General features: G+C 73.8%; 11 protein-coding genes. 3 read left to right on the top strand and 8 right to left on the bottom strand.

Going from position 1 to position 16,090, the window contains the following annotated elements; genetic code table 11:
* Nucleotides 1–132: 132 nt before the first annotated feature.
* The 3 genes from ACTMTJ_RS18955 to ACTMTJ_RS18945 are packed head-to-tail and all read right to left on the bottom strand — an operon-like array spanning nt 133 to nt 3,377.
* On the bottom strand, nt 133–636 hold the full coding sequence (locus tag ACTMTJ_RS18955; RefSeq protein ID WP_441218312.1) for a GNAT family N-acetyltransferase: 504 nt from the start codon (nt 634–636) through the stop codon (nt 133–135).
* A complete protein-coding gene (locus ACTMTJ_RS18950) occupies nt 633–2,204 on the bottom strand; it encodes a hypothetical protein (protein ID WP_441218310.1) in 1,572 nt (523 codons plus the stop codon). Before ACTMTJ_RS18950 ends, ACTMTJ_RS18955 begins: the two co-directional genes overlap by 4 nt.
* Before the next feature lie 24 nt (nt 2,205–2,228).
* Nucleotides 2,229–3,377: a CapA family protein gene (locus tag ACTMTJ_RS18945; protein WP_441218308.1), complete on the bottom strand. Its 1,149-nt coding sequence runs from the start codon at nt 3,375–3,377 to the stop codon at nt 2,229–2,231.
* A gap of 70 nt (nt 3,378–3,447) precedes the next feature.
* On the opposite strand from ACTMTJ_RS18945, the gene ACTMTJ_RS18940 reads away from it, so the two are divergent.
* Nucleotides 3,448–5,067, top strand: a complete 1,620-nt coding sequence (locus tag ACTMTJ_RS18940; RefSeq protein WP_441218306.1) for a hypothetical protein — start codon at nt 3,448–3,450, stop codon at nt 5,065–5,067.
* A gap of 466 nt (nt 5,068–5,533) precedes the next feature.
* Here ACTMTJ_RS18940 and ACTMTJ_RS18935 read toward each other — a convergent pair whose 3' ends face one another.
* Nucleotides 5,534–6,778: an arginine deiminase gene (locus ACTMTJ_RS18935; RefSeq protein ID WP_441218304.1), complete on the bottom strand. Its 1,245-nt coding sequence runs from the start codon at nt 6,776–6,778 to the stop codon at nt 5,534–5,536.
* A gap of 16 nt (nt 6,779–6,794) precedes the next feature.
* Nucleotides 6,795–8,210 carry a basic amino acid/polyamine antiporter gene (locus ACTMTJ_RS18930; protein ID WP_441218302.1) on the bottom strand — a complete coding sequence of 472 codons (1,416 nt, stop codon included), beginning with the start codon at nt 8,208–8,210 and terminating at the stop codon, nt 6,795–6,797.
* A 108-nt stretch (nt 8,211–8,318) separates the two neighbouring features.
* Between ACTMTJ_RS18930 and ACTMTJ_RS18925 the strand changes: the two genes are divergently transcribed.
* Complete coding sequence (locus tag ACTMTJ_RS18925) at nt 8,319–9,587, top strand: MFS transporter (protein ID WP_441218300.1); 1,269 nt, start codon at nt 8,319–8,321, stop codon at nt 9,585–9,587.
* On the opposite strand, the gene ACTMTJ_RS18920 is transcribed toward ACTMTJ_RS18925, so the two are convergent.
* Both ACTMTJ_RS18920 and ACTMTJ_RS18915 read right to left on the bottom strand, forming a co-directional pair.
* Nucleotides 9,505–11,304, bottom strand: a complete 1,800-nt coding sequence (locus tag ACTMTJ_RS18920; RefSeq protein ID WP_441218298.1) for a DUF2207 family protein — start codon at nt 11,302–11,304, stop codon at nt 9,505–9,507. The genes ACTMTJ_RS18925 and ACTMTJ_RS18920 overlap by 83 nt on opposite strands.
* A gap of 7 nt (nt 11,305–11,311) precedes the next feature.
* Nucleotides 11,312–11,896 (bottom strand): LemA family protein, encoded by a 585-nt coding sequence (locus ACTMTJ_RS18915; protein ID WP_441218296.1) that lies wholly within the window; start codon nt 11,894–11,896, stop codon nt 11,312–11,314.
* A gap of 167 nt (nt 11,897–12,063) precedes the next feature.
* Here ACTMTJ_RS18915 and ACTMTJ_RS18910 point away from each other — a divergent pair, with 167 nt between their 5' ends.
* Nucleotides 12,064–14,010, top strand: a complete 1,947-nt coding sequence (locus tag ACTMTJ_RS18910) for an outer membrane protein assembly factor BamB family protein (protein WP_441218294.1) — start codon at nt 12,064–12,066, stop codon at nt 14,008–14,010.
* Here the strand turns inward: ACTMTJ_RS18910 and ACTMTJ_RS18905 are convergent.
* Nucleotides 13,987–16,053: an MMPL family transporter gene (locus ACTMTJ_RS18905; protein ID WP_441218292.1), complete on the bottom strand. Its 2,067-nt coding sequence runs from the start codon at nt 16,051–16,053 to the stop codon at nt 13,987–13,989. The genes ACTMTJ_RS18910 and ACTMTJ_RS18905 overlap by 24 nt on opposite strands.
* Nucleotides 16,054–16,090 lie beyond the last annotated feature (37 nt).

Genomic DNA, 16,090 nt, shown 5'->3' with positions numbered 1-16,090 from the left:
CTCGGGACCGCCGGCTACCGGGTGGGGGCGCGCCGCGCACACCCTGAGCCCCATGACCCATCAGACCCCTTTCCTGGTACCCGGCGTGATCGTGCTCGCCGCGGCCGTCGCCGCCTGGATCGCGGTGACCGATCAGGTGAGCTCGCCGGCGAGGAGGTCCATCAGGAGTCCGTCGTGGAAGGTGCCGTCCTGGCCCTGCTCGTACCGCCGCATCACACCGACCGGCTTGAAGCCCGCCTTCTCGTACGCCCGGATGGCCGCGACGTTGTCCGCCGCCGGGTCGATGACGAGCCGGTGGTGGCCGAGGTCGTCGACGAGGTGCCGGGCGAGCGTGCGCACCGCGTCGGTGCCGAGCCCCCGCCCGGACCGGCCCGGGTCCAGGTAGATGTCCAGGCCCGCGTGGCGGTACTGCGGATCCTCCTCCTCGTACCACTGGATGGCGCCGACGATCTCGCCCTCGGCGAGGATCGCGTAGGTGTGGTCCAGCTCCTCCACGACGGCGGCCGCGTAGTCCTCCTCGGCCGCCATGTCCCACCACCGGCGCACCTCGGGCGTCGCGCGGATCGCGACGAGCGCGTCCACGTCGCCCTCCGCGGCCGGCCGGAGCGTCACCCGCTCGCCGTGCAAGGTCGTCATGCCGCGACGCTAGCCTTCACCGCCGCGAGGTCGTCGGCGGCGCGCTGTGCCGTAACGGCGAGGCGGTCGCGGAGCTCGCCGAGCTCGGTGGTGGCGCGTTCGGCCCGCTGCCGCGCGTTCGCGAGGTCGGTGGCGTGCCGCTCGTGGCGGTCGGCGCGCCGCCGCCGCTCCTGCCGCCACCGGACGCCGGCGGCGACCAGCAGGACCGCGCCGGCGAGCGTGCCGAACACGGCCAGGCCGTCGGGCCAGGCGACGAGCGACAGGCAGAGCAGCGCGCCGCCGGCGAGCGTGGCGATGGTCGCCTTGGTGGGCACGGCTTCCTCGGGGTACCGGGAGTCGATCTTCGCCCGCACCGCGTCGAGCCCGTCCGGCGGCGCGCCGGTGCGCACGCGTACCGGCAGGTGCTCGACCGCGGTGGTCGCCTCGCGCGGCGGGTCGGTGGCGGCGTCGGCGGCCAGCCGCTCCGCGTCCGCCAGCAGCCACCGGGCACCGGCCGCGCGGGCGGCGCGGGCCAGCGGCGTGCCGTCCGGCGCGAACGCGTCGGCGAGCAACAGCTCCAGGGCGGTGCCGGCCGGGGCGTTCCACGGCTCGTCCGGCGCGTGCTCCTCGCCCTCGATGACCGCGCGCAGCTCGGCCGACCGGCGCAGCAGCGGCACCTCCTCGGCCGAACCCTCGTCGACGAGCGCACGCAGCACGCCGGGCAGCGAGGTCGGCGCGTCCGTCCCGCCGGCGGTGCTCGTACACAGCTCGCGCAGCGCGGCGAGCCGGGCGCCGGCGGCCAACGCCTCCTCGGCGTCCGCGACGGGTTCCACGATGGACTGTGGCCGGTGGACGATCGCCGGCAGCGCGTCGACCCGCGCGCGCCACGCCCGCGCCGCCACCTGCTCCGGCTCCGGGTCGAGCCCCTCGACGAGCGCGACCAGCCGCTCGCCCAGCAGCGCCCGCCCCTCCGGGCCGAACCGCCCCGCCGCCGCCTCGGTCCACAGTGTCCGGACGGCGCGGCTGACCGGCCCGGTGGCGGGCAGCGGGCCGAACGCCTCGGGCAGCCACTTCGCGTACAGCTCGGCGCGGCCGGTGACGGCGCCGGTCAGCGTGACGAGCAGCGCGGTCCGCTCCGCGTCCCGCTCGGCGGCGAGGGCGAGTGGCGCGGCGGCGTCCTCCCCGCGCAGCAGCGCCACCAGCGCGACCGTCGCCGGCGCGAGCCAGTAGCCGGGCACGTCCGCGACGTCCGCGGCCGGCGGCGCCTGGCCCTGGCTCGCCGCGGCGACAACCTGGCGGGCCCGGTGCCGCACCAGCGCCGGCGGGTCGAACATGGCCAGCGTCATCCGCAGGTCGCTCAGCTCCACGAACGCGTCGAACGCCCGCGTCAGCCGGTCGAGCCGCATCTCCACCGAGCCCTGGAGCTTGCTCAGCTCGGAGCGGAGGCGGCTGCTCTCCCGCTGCTGCGTGTAGAGCGAGGAGCTCAGCGAGGTGACCTCGTCGCCCAGCTCGCGGATGGCCCGCTGCTGCCGGTAGTCCTGCCAGTTGTCGGACATCAACCAGTCCGAGAACGCGCTCCCGTCCGTCACGGCGAACACGTTAGGCGGTCGTGTCTACCTCGGCGGGCCGTCGGTGACCTGGAGGCCGGCCGCGGCGGCGCCCCGCATGGTCACGTACCCGGCGATCCGTTCGTGGATCCGGGCGTAGTCGCCCGCGCGGGCACCGCCGCCGCTCTTGGCCGCGGCGAGGTCGACCAGCCGGGCCTTCGGGTGGTACTCCATGAAGACCGGCCGTACCTCGACCCCGGTGACCTCCCACCTGCGGGGCGCCACCTCGGTGAACGTGAAGGTGGGCAGGACCGAGTCGGCGGTGTTCTCCGGCGAGCCGTCCTGGAAGCGGACGAGCAGGTTGCCCAGGCCGTAGGCCACCCACTTGTCGCCGATCTTCTCGAACGGCTGCACCACGTGCGCGTGCATCCCGACGATCAAGTCGACGTCCGGGCTGGCGAGCAGCTGGTTGGCGAGCCCGACCTGGCCCGCGTCGGCCTCGTTCTGGTACTCGGTGCCCCAGTGCATCGACAGGATGACGATCTCGGCGCCCGCCTTCCGGGCGCGGTGGGCCTCGGCCAGGATGGCGTCCGGGTCGATCAGGTTGGCGATCCAGGGCCGGCCGGGTGGGCGGTCGATGCCGTTGAAACTGAACGTGTACGACAGCTGGGCGACCGCGACCCCGTGCACGTCGAAGACGTTCGGCGTGGCCGCCTCCCGCGCCGACCGGGCCGACCCGGTGTGCCGCAGCCCCACCCTGTCGAGGTGATCCAGGGTGCGGTCGACCCCCTCGGGCCCGTAGTCCAGCGTGTGGTTGGAGGCCGTGGAGCAGGTGTCGAACCCGGCCGCGGCCGCGTCGTCGGCGAGCTCCACCGGCGCGTTGAAGATCGGAAACCCGGTGAACGGCCCGCCCTCCGGCCCGAGCGGCTGCTCGACGTGGCACACCGCGATGTCGGCCGCCCGTACGGTGGGCACGATCGCCGCCATGATCTGGCCGAAGTCGTACCCGCCCTCGCCCGCCGCCTCCGCGTCGGCCTTGGCCTGGGCGACCAGCGCCGGCTGCACGAAGAGGTCACCCGCGGCCGCCACGGTCAGCGTCATCGGCCGGGGCGGCGTGGGGGAGGGCGCCGGGGCGGCGGCCTCCGGATCGCCCTCGCGGCATCCCGGTACCACCAGGACCAGCGCCAAGCCGACTACCAACGGCTTACCTCGCATATGCCGCATTCTCGGCGCGGCCCGGCCACCCACGGACCAGATCGCCGAAAGCACTCCCTAGCATGGCCGTGTGCTGTACCGCCCCGCGCGCGCCGCGGTCACCGCCGTCCGCGCGCGCACGGCGCGGCTCGTCGACGCCGGCGCGGTCCTGCTGCTGCTGGCCCTCGTGCCGGCCGTGCACAGTCTCGGCCCGATGCTGCGCGCGCCGTTCTGGCTGGACGAGTCGTGGGTGGCGATGTCCGCGCGGGCGTCGTTGCGGCAGGCGCTCGACCTGACCGGCCCCACCCCCGTGGGGTGGACGCTGCTGATGCGGGCGATCCCCGGCGACGACCCGGAACGCCTGCGCCTGCTCCCGTTCCTCTTCCTGGCCGCCTCGGTCCCCGCCGGCTACGCGCTGGGCCGCCTGCTCGGCTGGGAGCGGCGCGCGTACGCGGTGCTGGCCGGCCTGACCGGCGCCGCCGGCGCCCTTCTGCTCCCGGCGCAGCAGGTGCGGCACGACCTCAAGCAGTACACGGCCGACGGCGCCGTCGCGGTCGCGCTGCTGGCGCTGGCCGCGTGGGCCGAGTCCCGGTGGAGCTACCGCCGGCTGGGCGTCTTCGCCGGCTGCGCGGCGCTGGCCATGTTCGTCAGCCATCCGGCCCTGCTGGTGGGCGGCGCCGCGCTGGGCGCCTTCGTGCTCGTGGCGTTCCTCCGCCGCGACCGCGCCGGCCTGCGCCGGGCCGCCGTGGTGGCGGTCGCCGGCTGGCTGGCCATGGCCGCCGTCTACCTCACCGTCTCCCGGCGCGGGCAGATCGACAGCCTGGAGACCTACTGGAACGGCTACTTCCTCAGCCTCACCGAGGGCCCCAGCCTGCCCGGCTACCTGTCGTCGCGGCTGGACGGCCTGGGCGACTTGCTCGGCCTGCCGTGGCCGGTGTTCGCGCTGCTGGCGCTGGCCGGCGTGGTCACGATGGCGAAGACCGGACGTCCGGTGGCGGCGGCGTCGACGGTCGCCCTGCCGGCCGGCATGATCGTGGCCGGCTACCTGCACGCCTACCCGGTGCTCGACCTGCGCACCTCGCACTTCCTCCTGGTGTCGACGGCGGTCAGCGCCGGCATCGGGGTGGTCGGGATCGCGAGCCTCGCCCGCCGGTGGCGGCTGCCGCTCACCGCCGTGGTGGCCACGGCCGCGGTGGCGGCGTTCGCGCTGGCCAACGCCGGCTGGCTGCGCTACTACGCCCCGCCCGGCATCTACCCGCGCCAGCCCGAGCACTTCGCCGCCGGCTACGTGCGCTACGACATCCGCGACCAGATCCGCTACGTGGAAGCCAACCGCCGCCCCGGCGACGTCGTCCTGGTCAACTCCTGGGGCAACTTCGGCTTCGCCTACTACTGGCGCCCGGACCCGCCGACCTTCGTCCCCGACCCCGACTTCGGCAACGGCTGGGCCGCCGACTACGCCCCGCGGACCCACGTCGTCGTGGCCGCCGCCCGCGAACAGCCCGCGCTGGAGGACGCGGTGGCCCGCGCCGAACGCCTGCTCACCCCCGGCGCCCGGATCTGGCTGATCCGCACCCACCTGGAGTTCTTCGAAGTGGCCGGCTGGCAGCAGGCCCTGCGCGGCCGCCACGTCAACTGGATCCCGGTGGGCCCCGAACCCCTCGGCGTCGTCACCCAACCCCGCCCCGACCCCCTCGCCCCCGCGGGCTAGCTCCCGGGGGCACCGCTCCGGTCGGCGGCGAGCTGGCGCGCGCCGAAATCCCCGACGCTTTTGGAAGGCGTGGTGATCGTTAGCCCGGAAACCGGACAACACGCCGGAGAGACTCCGGGTGTTGGGCTAAGGATCATGGAGCGCGGGGGACACCGGGGCTTGCGGAGCCTTGCTTGGTCGGGCCTCAAGCCCGGCCAAACCGCGAAGGTCGAGGGTATGGCGGCCTAACTCTCCTAGATCCGGAGTCTTTGCGCTGCGGAGGGCGACATTGTGGACAAACGGCGACCGTCGCGCGACCCGACGGGGTTAGCGCGACCAGCGGCGGACGGGTGAGGCCGCGGGAGCGGCGGTCTGGACCACGACGGACGTCGCGGTAGCCCAATTCTCCTGGAAAATCGGCTTCGGCGGCCGACCCATACTCCGGAAGCTCCGGACCACCTATGGCGCCTGGATCGCGGAACGCGGGTCAGTAGGGGACCGGGTCGCGGATGATGGGGCAGGTCATGCAGTGACCGCCGCCGCGGCCGCGGCCCAGTTCCGCGCCGACGATGGTGATCACCTCGATGCCGGCGGCGCGGAGGAGCTTGTTGGTCTGGGTGTTGCGGTCGTAGGTGAAGACGACGCCGGGCTCCAAGGCGACCGCGTTGTTGCCGCTGTCCCACTGCTGGCGTTCCGAGGCGTAGACGTCGCCGCCGGTCTCGATCACCTGAAGGCCGGGCAGGCCCAGCGCCTCCGCCACCACGTCCACGAAGGACCGTCCACCGTGGTCGGTGACCGCGATGCCGGGCGCGCGCTCGGTGGGGTGGATGGAGAAGGCGTGCACGGTGTCCATGATGGACGGGTAGAGCGTCACCACGTCGCGGTCGGCGAACGTGAAGACCGTGTCCAGGTGCATCGCGGAGCGGAGCTTGGGCATGCCGGCGACGACCACGTGCTCGGCCGCGCCGTTTTCGAAGAGGGCCTGCGCGACCTGCCCGATCGCCTGGCGGGAGGTGCGTTCGCTCATGCCCATCAGCACGACGCCGTTGCCGACCGGCATGATGTCGCCGCCCTCGAACGTGGCCTGCCCCCAGTCCCGGTCCGGGTCACCCCACCACACCGTGGCACCCACGAAGTCGGGGTGGAACTGGTAGATGGCCTTCATCAGCGTGGTCTCGTCGTGGCGGGCCGGCCAGTAGAGCGGGTTGAGCGTGACCCCGCCGTACAGCCAGCAGGTGGTGTCCCGGGTGTAGAGCGTGTTCGGCAGCGGCGGCATCAGGTACTGGCGGACGCCGGTCGACTCGCGGGCCAGCGCGACGTAGTCCGGGCGGAACTCGTCCGGTAGGTCCGTGGTGGCGAGCCCGCCGATGAGGTACTCGGCGAGCTGGCGCGGCGCGAGCTCGTCGAGGAAGGCGCGGGTGTCGTCGACGAGCCCGACGCCCACCTCGTTCGGGACGATCTTGCGGTCGAGCAGCCACGAGCGGGCCTCCGGCAGCGTGACCGTCTCGGTGAGCAGGTCGTGCAGCTCGACCACCTCGACGCCGCGCCGCCGCAGCTCGTCGACGAAGCCGGCGTGGTCCCGCTGGGCGTTCTCGACCCACATCACGTCGTCGAAGAGCAGGTCGTCGGCGTTGGTCGGGGTAAGGCGGCGGTGGGCCAGGCCGGGCGCGCAGACCAGCACCTTGCGCAGCCGGCCGACCTCGGAGTGGACGCCGTAGCCGGAACCCGTCATCGGAAACCCCCTGTGCCTAGAGGCTGATCCAGCCAGCGGCCAGCGCGACGACACCCAGCACCGCGCCGGCGATCGAGACGGCGAGCAGCACGGCCTCGCCGGGGGAGAAGAGGCGGCGGCCCTGCTCGCGCCGGGCCATCACGAACAGGACGGTCGCCGGCGCGTACACGATGAACGACACGAGCACGTACTTGAGGCCGGCCGCGAACAGCAGGAACGCCGTGTAGGCGGTGGCGAGCACCGCGACGGCAAGGTCGCGGCGGTGGCCCCGGGCGACCTTCACCGCGTAGCCGGCCGCGAGCAGGAACGGGATCAGGGTGAGCGCGCTGGTCATGTCGAGCGCGAAGTTGAACGCGTCGTCGGAGAAGAGCGTCACGACGAGGAAGACCTGCACGAGCACCGTGGTGAGGACCAGCGCGGCGATCGGCACGTCCGTGGCGGTCTGCCGGCGCAGGAAGCGCGGCATGTCCTCGTCCTTGGCCGCGACGAAGAGCACCTCGGCGGCCATCAGCGTCCACGCCAGGTACGCGCCGAGCACGGACACGATCAGCCCGATGCTCACGAACACCTTGCCCCAGGTGCCCACCGCCTCCTCGAGCACGCCGGCCATCGACGGCTGCCGCAGCTCCGCGATCTCCGACATCGGCATGATGCCGTAGGACACGATCGTCACCGACGCGAAGACGGCGAAGACGCTGAGGAACCCCAGCACCGTCGCGCGCCCGACGTCCGCGCGGCGCCGGGCGTGCCGGGAGTACACGCTGGCGCCTTCCACGCCGAGGAACACGAAGACGGTGGCGAGCATCGTGCCGCGCACCTGGTCGAAGAGCGAGCCGGCGTAGTCGGCGCCGGCGAAGTTGTCGGCGAACACGCCCGGGTCGAGGTAAAAGGCCGCGATCAGGACGAAGACGACGATCGGCACGAGCTTGGCCACGGTGACGATCCGGTTGATCGCCGTGGCCTCCTTGATGCCGCGGCTGATGAGGACGAAGAACGCCCACAAACCGACCGAGGAGAGCACCACCGCGAGCACCGTGTCACCTTCGCCCAGCGCCGGCGCGATCGCGCCGATGGTCGACATGATGAGCACCCAGTACGTCACGTTGCCCACGCAGGCGCTGGCCCAGTAGCCGAAGGCGGAGAAGAAGCCGGGGTACTCGCCGAAGCCGGCCTTGGCGTACGCGTACACGCCGGCGTCGAGGTGCGGGCGGCGCAGCGCGAGCATCTGGAAGACGAACGCGAGCATCAGCATGCCGGTCCCGGCCACCACCCACGCGATCAGGGCGCCGGCCACGCCGGTCTCCTGCGCGAACCGTCGCGGCAGCGAGAACACGCCCGCGCCGACCATCGAGCCGACGACCATCGCGGTCATCGTCCAGAACGTCAGCTTCGCGGTCGGTGGAGCGGCGGCCTTGGTGTCGAGGTCGGTCATGCGCTTCCCCCACGCTGTCCCGACCACCGTAGCCCGATTTCAGGACTAATCCGGGCGAACCGGCAACAGCCTTGACCTCAACCCCGCTTGAGGTCAGACGCTTGCCGGGTGGCAGGACGGCGTTCGGGGGCGCTCGCGGTACTGCTGCTCGGCTCCACCCTCACCGTGATGGCGGGGGCGGTGCTGTCGCCGGTCGTCGAGCTGCTCCGCGCCGAGCGGGGGATCAGCGCCACCGCCGCGGGCCTCGTCGTCACCGTCCACGGCGCGTCGCTGGCGGTCGCCGGGCCCTTCGTGGGCCGGGTCGTCGACCGGTGGGGTACGCGCCGCCCGCTCGCCGCCGGACTGCTGCTCTACGGCCTCTCCGGCGGCGCTGGCCTGGTCGTCGAGGCGTACCCGGTGCTGATCGCGACCCGGCTGTTGTTCGGCGTCGGTGCCGCATTCGTATTCACCGGGACGACCGTCGCGCTGCTCGACCGCTACGACGGCGCCCGCCGCGACCGGGTGATGGGCTGGCGCTCCACGGCGATCAGCCTCGGCGGCGTGGCGTGGCCGCTCGCCGGCGGCGCGCTCGGCGCGCTCTCCTGGCACGCGCCCTTCGCCGTCTACCTCCTCGCCCTCCCGCTGGCCGCCCTCACCTGGCACCTCCCCGAAAACCCAAAGCCGCCCGCGAACCCAAAGCCGCCCGCGAACGCGGAGCCGCCCGCGAACGCGGAGCCGCCGGCGCGGGCGCTGCTGAGGAACCCCGCGCTGGTGGGCACCTACGCCCTCCAGTGCGTGGCCACCGCGCTGCTCTACGCCGTCCTGGTCTTCCTGCCGGTGCGGCTCGCCGAGCTCGGCGTCACCAGCACGGTCGCTGTCGCGTGCTACACCGCCGGCCTGTCGGTGGCGATGAGCGGGGCCGGCCTCGCGTACCCGCGCCTGCGGGCCCGGTTGGGCCACAGTGGACTGTTGCGGCTCGCGTTCGCGGCCTGGGCCCTCGCGTCGCTCGCGCTCGCCGCCGGTGCCGGCCCGCTGCTGCCGCTCGCCGCGGCGGCCCTCTTCGGCGCCGGCATGGGCGTGGCCGTGCCCGCGCTCACCGTGCTGACCGGGGACCACGCCCCACCCGGCCGGCGCGGGCAGGCGACCGCGCTGCTGGCGACCGCCGGGTTCGCCGGGCAGTTCGCCGCCCCGCTCGCGTTCGGTCCCTTGGCCGCGGCCACCTCCACGCCCGCCACGTTCCTCGCCGCGGCCGCCCTGGCCGCCACGACCGGTCTCGCCGCAGCCGTCCTGGCCGCCGCCACCGGGGCGGGCCCGGTCAGGAGCGGACGCGGGCCGCGCACTGGGCGGCCAGCCACGGCAGGTACGCCTGGCGGTCGCGGGCCTCGCCGATCAGCGTGAGCACGACGGTGGTCTCGCCGACCCGGAGCGCCGCCCGCTCGCCCGCCGCGAACGCGCCGTCACCGATGCCGGGCAGCGCCTGGCCGCGCGAGTTGGCCCGCCAGGCCCACCGGGCCGGGGTGCCGCCGAGGGTCTGCACGAGCAGCAGCGGCCGGCCCCGGTCGACGGAGAGGAACTGCGCGCCGCTGTGTACCCCGCCCAGTGCCGTCGTGTCGCCGGCCCGCACCGGCCGGCCCAGCGCCCGTTCGACCTCCTCGACGGTCAGCAGGTCGCCGGCGTCCGCGCGCGGCGCGGCGGCCGGTGTGGGGGTGGCGATGTCACCGGTGGGCGGCTCGTAGAGCTCCCGGGAACGGCCGTGCCCGACGACGTCGAGGTCGAGGACGCGGCGGCTCCACGGCCGTACCCGGATGGTGACGGTGTCGCCGTCGTGGCAGCGGCCGGCCCACTCGCTGGGCAGGCCCCACGCGGTGGTGCGGTCGTCGGTGCCGTCGTCCACGGCCAGGTAGTGCAGCCAGGGCCGGGACGGCCGGTCCTCGCCCTGCGACTCGGAGAGCCACACCTCCGTCCAGAGCACCTCGCCGGTGATCGTGCGCTCGGTCGCGAGGTCGACGAGGGCGCGGGCGAGCCGGTAGGCGCCGTAGAGCAGGATCAGGAAGCAGGCTACGACGACCCCGTCGGCGACGCGCTCCGGCAGCCGCTCCAGCACGTTGGCGGCGAACACCAGCGGGCCGAGGCCGGCGACGACCGCGAATACCGCGCGGGTGATCAGCTTCCCCGAGGTGCGGCCGTAGCGGGTCGACAGGCGCGGGTAGCGGACCCGTACTCGGTGCCACGTGCCGCCGAACGACGACCACACCAGCTCGCGGTTGCCCATGCCCAGGTCGAGGACGGCGCTGGCCAGGTGGGTGGCGCCGACCGCCGCGCCGTAGCCGAGGTAGCGGTCCCAGACCGTCACCGCGGCCGGCGGCAGGTCGGCGAACTGCTCGTGCCCGCGCAGCCAGTCGCGTACCCCGAGCCAGCGCGCGGCGGCCTGCCGGCCGAGCGGGGTGTCCCGCTCGCCGGGTGAGATGGTGACGATGCCGGCGAGCACGAGGAACGTGACGAACCCGGTCGCGAACCCGCCGTTGTCCTCGGAGCCGCTCCACACTCCATAGTGGAACGACGCGGCGCCGGTGACGATCGCGGCCAGCACGGCGAGGCCCATCAGCGCGGCGACCAGGCCGGACCCGAAGCGGCGCTGGGACAGGCCGGCCGCGCGGGCGTCGGCGACGACCTCGGCGCGCAGCCGCTTGTTCCACGTCTTGGCCTGTGACTCGTCGCGGAAGGTGAGCGCGGTCAGCGGCACGACGCCGCCCACCGCGAGGCCGCGGACTCGGCTGAGCACGCGCCGCTCGTACGGCCGCAACCCGCTCTCGTCCGGCACCGTGGCGGGCAGGTGCGCGGTGGTCTGCATCGGGTCGCCGCCCGGCTGGCGCAGCTCGACGAAGCGCCGCGCGGCCAGGTCGAGCAGCGTCGACTCGGCCGCGTCCTCGGTGACCGCCCACCGGTTGACCAGCAGGCTCACCACGGCGGGAGGCTCGGGGCCGAGGTCCGGCGTGGCCGGCTCGGGCGGCGGGCTGGCCGGCCGGGTGAAGAGCCGGGCCAGCCCGTACGCGGTGAACCACCCGACGACGGCGACGCCGCCGACCACCAGGTCCAGTGCCGCTCGGTCGTCCATCGGCGGCCTAGAAGCGGACCTGGACCGGGCCGCGCTCGCCGCCCTCGGCCTCGAAGTACTCCCACACGCGGAAGCCCCCGACGCCGGCGACGATGTTGGTCGGCACCGACTGCACGCTCGTGTTGTAGGTCTGCACGGCGCTGTTGAAGAACTGCCGCGCGTACGCGATCTTGTCCTCGGTGTTGGCCAGCTCGCCTTGCAGCGCGGCGAAGTTCTGGTTGGCCTTGAGGTCCGGGTAGGCCTCGGCGAGCGCGAACAGCCGGCCGAGGGTCTGGGTCAGCATGTTCTCCGCCGCCGCCCGTCCGCCCACGCCCGGGTCGTGCGCCGCCACCGCGACCGCGTTGTTGCGGGCCGCGACCACCGCGTCGAGCGTGCTCCGCTCGTGCGCGGCGTAACCCTTCACCGTCTCGACAAGGTTGGGTACCAGGTCGTAGCGGCGCTTGAGCTGCACGTCGATCTGCGCCCACGACGCCTGTACCTGGTTGCGCTGCCGGATCAGCCGGTTGTACGCGGCCAGCGCCCAACCGATGACGACCACGCCCAGCAGGCAGACGAGTCCACCCGCGACGCCCAGTACGAGGCCACCGTTCATATGCACTCCAGGTGAAAAAATCTTGGTGTCGGCCCGATGGTGCGCCCCGGCGGCGGTGAAGTCGCGGGAATGTCGGGCATCGGACCGAAGCGACGGTCGATTTCCGGAAGCTTTTCGACACTCATGTATATTTACCTCCATCGATTCGATCAGGATTAGGGGGCGGTGTGAGATCTGTTATCGGTAGGGCGGTGGCCGCGTCCGCGGTGGCCGTGGTGTCCGCGGCGGTGGCTCTCGCGGTGGTGGTCGCCACACCCGCGGACGCGGCGGACGATCCACAGTGGGCGATGGGCGGGCACGACATCAGCAACACCCGCTCGAACCCGACGGAGACCATCCTGAGCCCGTCGACGGTGGGCGGTCTGCGGCAGGCCTGGACGTACACCACGCGCGGGCCGGTCTCGGCGACGCCCGCGGTGGTCGACGGCGCGGTCTACATCCCGGACTGGGGCGGCTGGTTCCACAAGGTCGACGCGAACACCGGCGCGGTGATCTGGTCCCGCTCGGTCGGGTCGTACGTGGGCTCCACCGACACGATCGTCTCCCGCACCCACCCCGTGGTCGTCGGGAACACCGTCTACATCGGCACCCAGACCGGCGCGCGGCTGCTGGCCGTCGACACGGCCAACGGCGACCTCCGCTGGAACGTGGCGACCGACCCGCACCCCGACGCGGTGCTCACCGGCGGTGCCCTCTACTACGACGGCGTGCTGTACCAGGGCGTCTCCTCCCTGGAGTTCACCCACGCGGGCGAGGCCGGCTACGACTGCTGCACGTTCCGGGGCAGCCTCGTGGCGTTCGACGCGAGCACCGGCGAGCGGCGGTGGAAGTCGTACATGCTGCCGGACCAGGGGCCGGGCGCGGACATCTTCAGCGGCGCCTCGGTGTGGGGCAGCACGCCGACGATCGACCCGGCCAGCAACACGATCTTCGTGGGTACCGGGCAGAACTACTCGGTGCCGCAGAGCGCCGCGCAGTGCCAGGCCAACGGCGGCACGCCGCAGCAGTGCCTGCCGTCGTGGAACGCCATGGACTCGATCGTCGCGCTCGACGCGACCACCGGCGCCATCAAGTGGAACACCGGGCCGGCCCGCTTCGACGAGTGGAACTTCGGCTGCCTGCCCGGCTTCCCGCCGAACAACTGCCCGAACCCCGGCCCGGACCACGACACCGGCGACGGCACCCACCTGTTCGATCTGCCCGCCCCGAACGGCACCACCCGCCGCGCGGTGATGGCGGGGCAGAAGAGCGGCGAGGTCTGGATGCTCGACGCGGCCACCGGCGCGATCATCTGGAGCGCCTCGATCGGGCCCGGCTCGACCCAGGGCGGCATCGAGTGGGGCACCGCCAACGACGGGCGGCGGATCTTCTTCACCTCCAGCAACATGGGCGGGGCGCAGCACACGCTGCCGGACGGCCAGACGATCAACTACAGCTCGTTCGGCGCGCTGGACGCGGCGACCGGGCGCATCCTCTGGCAGATCCCGGAACCCAACGGCGGGCGCGCGATCGGCCCGGTCACGTACGCCAACGGCGTCGTCTACGTCGGCTCGATGAACAACTGGATGTACGCGCTGAACGCGGACACCGGCCAGGTGCTGTGGCGGTTCCAGGGCGCCGGCTCGTCCAACGCCGGCCCGGCGATCGTCGGCGGCCGGTTGTACTGGGGCAACGGCTACTCGCGGGGCGGCACGACGAGCACGACGTTCTACTCGTTCGGGCTGCCCGGCACGCCGACGACCCCGCCGACCACGCCACCCACCACGCCCCCGACGACGCCGCCCACGAGCGCGCCGCCCACGACGGTGCCGCCGGGCGCGTGCGGCGTCACGTACCGGATCGTCAGCCAGTGGCCGGGCGGCTTCCAGGGTGAGGTCACCGTCCGCGCCACCCGGGCGATCACCGGCTGGACGGTCGGCTGGTCGTTCGCCAACGGCCAGCGGGTCAACCAGGCCTGGAACGGCACGGCCACCACCAGCGGCGCCAACGTGACCGTCCGGAACGTCGCGTACAACGGCAACCTGCCCGCGAACGGCAGCACGACGTTCGGCTTCCTGGCCAGCTGGACCGGCGCGAACGCGGTACCCGCGTCATTCACCTGCACCAGCCCTTAGCCCCATCCGCGCCGGGAGGGCCCTGAGCCCTCCCGGCGCCCACCAGTTCGCGTCACCGGCCAGCCGCATGAACGCCGGCACGAGCAGCCCGCGGATCACCGTCGCGTCCATCAGCACGGCGAGGGCGAGGCCGATCCCCATCAGCTTGAGGAAGCTCATCCCGCTGGCACCGAACGCCGCGAACGAGATCGCCAGGAGCAGCGCGGCGGCCGTGACGAGCCCGCCGGTACGGGCGAGCCCGGTCGCGACCGCGTGCGTGTTGTCGCCGGTGCGGTCGTACTCCTCCTTGATCCGGGAGAGCAGGAAGACCTCGTAGTCCATCGACAGCCCGAACGCCACGCAGAACATGAGGATCGGCATCGTCACGTCCAGCTGCCCGGTGGCCGTGAAGCCGAGCAACCCGGACAGGTGCCCCTCCTGGAAGATCCACACCATCGCGCCGAACGTGGCGGTGAGCGACAGCAGGTTGAGCAGGATCGCCTTGACCGGCACGAGCACGCTGCCGAACGCGGCGAACAGCAGCACCGCCGTGGTGAGCGCGATGACCGAGAGCGCGAGCGGCAGCCGGCCCGCGATGGCCGCCTTGGCGTCGACGAGCGCGGCCGCGTCGCCGCCGACCGCGTACCCGAACGGCGCGCCGAGCGCCCGGATGTCCCGGACCAGCCGTTCCCCGTCCGGCGAGCGCGGCACCACCGAGGGCACGACGCTCAGCCACGCGCCGGCCGCCGCCGCGCGCACGGTGACCTCGGCGACGCCGCCGACCCCGCGCACCCGTTCCGCGAACGCCGCCACCGCCGCGCCGTCGCGCACGCCCGGGAGCACGATCGCGAACTCGCCGGTCCGGTCGCCGGCGAACCGGCCGTCCAGCAACTCGGCCACCTGGCGCGCCTCGCTGGAGGCCGGCAGCGACCGGTACGACGGCAGCCCCGGGTCGACCCGGAGGAACGGGCTGGCCAGCGCGAGCAGCACCGCGATCGTGCCGACCGCGACCGGCACCGGCCGGCGCATCACCGCGCGGGCGAGGCGGCCCCACAGGTTTCCGGTGCGGCGCGCGCGGCCCACGCGCGGGCCGAGGACCGCCAGCAGCGCGGGCAGCGTGAGCAGCGAGGCGGCCGCCGCGGCCAGCACGACCGCCGCGCCGGCGTAGGCGAACGACCGCAGGAACGACAGCGGGAACACCAGCAGCGCGGAGAGCGAGACGGCCACGGTCAGCGCGGAGAACGCCACCGAACGCCCGGCCGTCGCCACGGTCCGCACCACCGCCTCGCCGGTCTCCCGGCCGGCCGCCAGCTCCTCCCGGAAGCGGGTCAGGATGAACAGGGAGTAGTCGATCGCGAGGCCGAAGCCGAGACCGGTCATCAGGTTGATCGAGTACACCGAGACGTCGGTGAGCCGGGCGACTCCGGCGAGGGCGAGCAGCGCGCCGGCGACCGCGACCGCCGCCACCGCCAAGGGCAGCGCCGCCGCGACAAGGCCGCGGAAGACGAGCAGCAGCAGGAGCAGCGTGGCCGGCACCGCGATGGCCTCGGCGCGGATCAGGTCGCGTTCGAGCTGCTCGCCGATCGCGGTGTCGATCGCGTACGCCCCGCCCACCCGCACGGTGAGCGGCCCGTGCCGGCCCGCGTAGGTGTCGGCGACCCGCTCGGCCGCCTCCTCCGGCAGGTCGACCACCACGAGGGCGGAGCGGCCGTCGGTCGACCGCAGCGCCGGCCCGCCCCCCGCCGACCAGTACGACAGGGCGGTCGTGACGCCGGGCTCGGCCTGGATCGCGGCGGTGAGCGCGCGGCCGGCGGCGGCCACGCCCGGGTCGTCGACCCCGGCGCCGGCCTCGACGAGCAGCACCAGCTCGGGCGCCGGCACGCCCGCCGCGGCGACGAACGCGGCCGCGCGGGACGACTCGGCGCCCGGGTCGGTGAGCCCGCCGTCGCCCAACCTGCCGAAGAGGGCGGAGCCCGCGGCGCCCGCGCCGAGTACGAAGAGGACGGTCAGCGCCAGCACGAGGCGGCGCCGCCGGACGGTGAGGTGACCGATTCTCGCGAACATGCCTTGAATCTGCGGCCCGGACCCCACCCGCCACATC

The sequence above is a fragment of the Phytohabitans sp. LJ34 genome (genome assembly GCF_052068095.1).
Lineage (GTDB): Bacteria > Actinomycetota > Actinomycetes > Mycobacteriales > Micromonosporaceae > Phytohabitans.
Note: the sequence above shows the minus strand (reverse complement) of the source record. Positions and strands in the feature narration are given on the sequence as shown.

Bases quoted from the DNA above. Each gene is read 5' to 3' on its own strand.
- ACTMTJ_RS18920 (WP_441218298.1), bottom strand. From the start codon at position 11,304: ATGGACGACCGAGCGGCACTGGACCTGGTGGTCGGCGGCGTCGCCGTC.
- ACTMTJ_RS18905 (WP_441218292.1), bottom strand. From the start codon at position 16,053: ATGTTCGCGAGAATCGGTCACCTCACCGTCCGGCGGCGCCGCCTCGTG.
- ACTMTJ_RS18955 (WP_441218312.1), bottom strand. From the start codon at position 636: ATGACGACCTTGCACGGCGAGCGGGTGACGCTCCGGCCGGCCGCGGAG.
- ACTMTJ_RS18935 (WP_441218304.1), bottom strand. From the start codon at position 6,778: ATGACGGGTTCCGGCTACGGCGTCCACTCCGAGGTCGGCCGGCTGCGC.
- ACTMTJ_RS18930 (WP_441218302.1), bottom strand. From the start codon at position 8,210: ATGACCGACCTCGACACCAAGGCCGCCGCTCCACCGACCGCGAAGCTG.
- ACTMTJ_RS18945 (WP_441218308.1), bottom strand. From the start codon at position 3,377: ATGCGAGGTAAGCCGTTGGTAGTCGGCTTGGCGCTGGTCCTGGTGGTA.
- ACTMTJ_RS18915 (WP_441218296.1), bottom strand. From the start codon at position 11,896: ATGAACGGTGGCCTCGTACTGGGCGTCGCGGGTGGACTCGTCTGCCTG.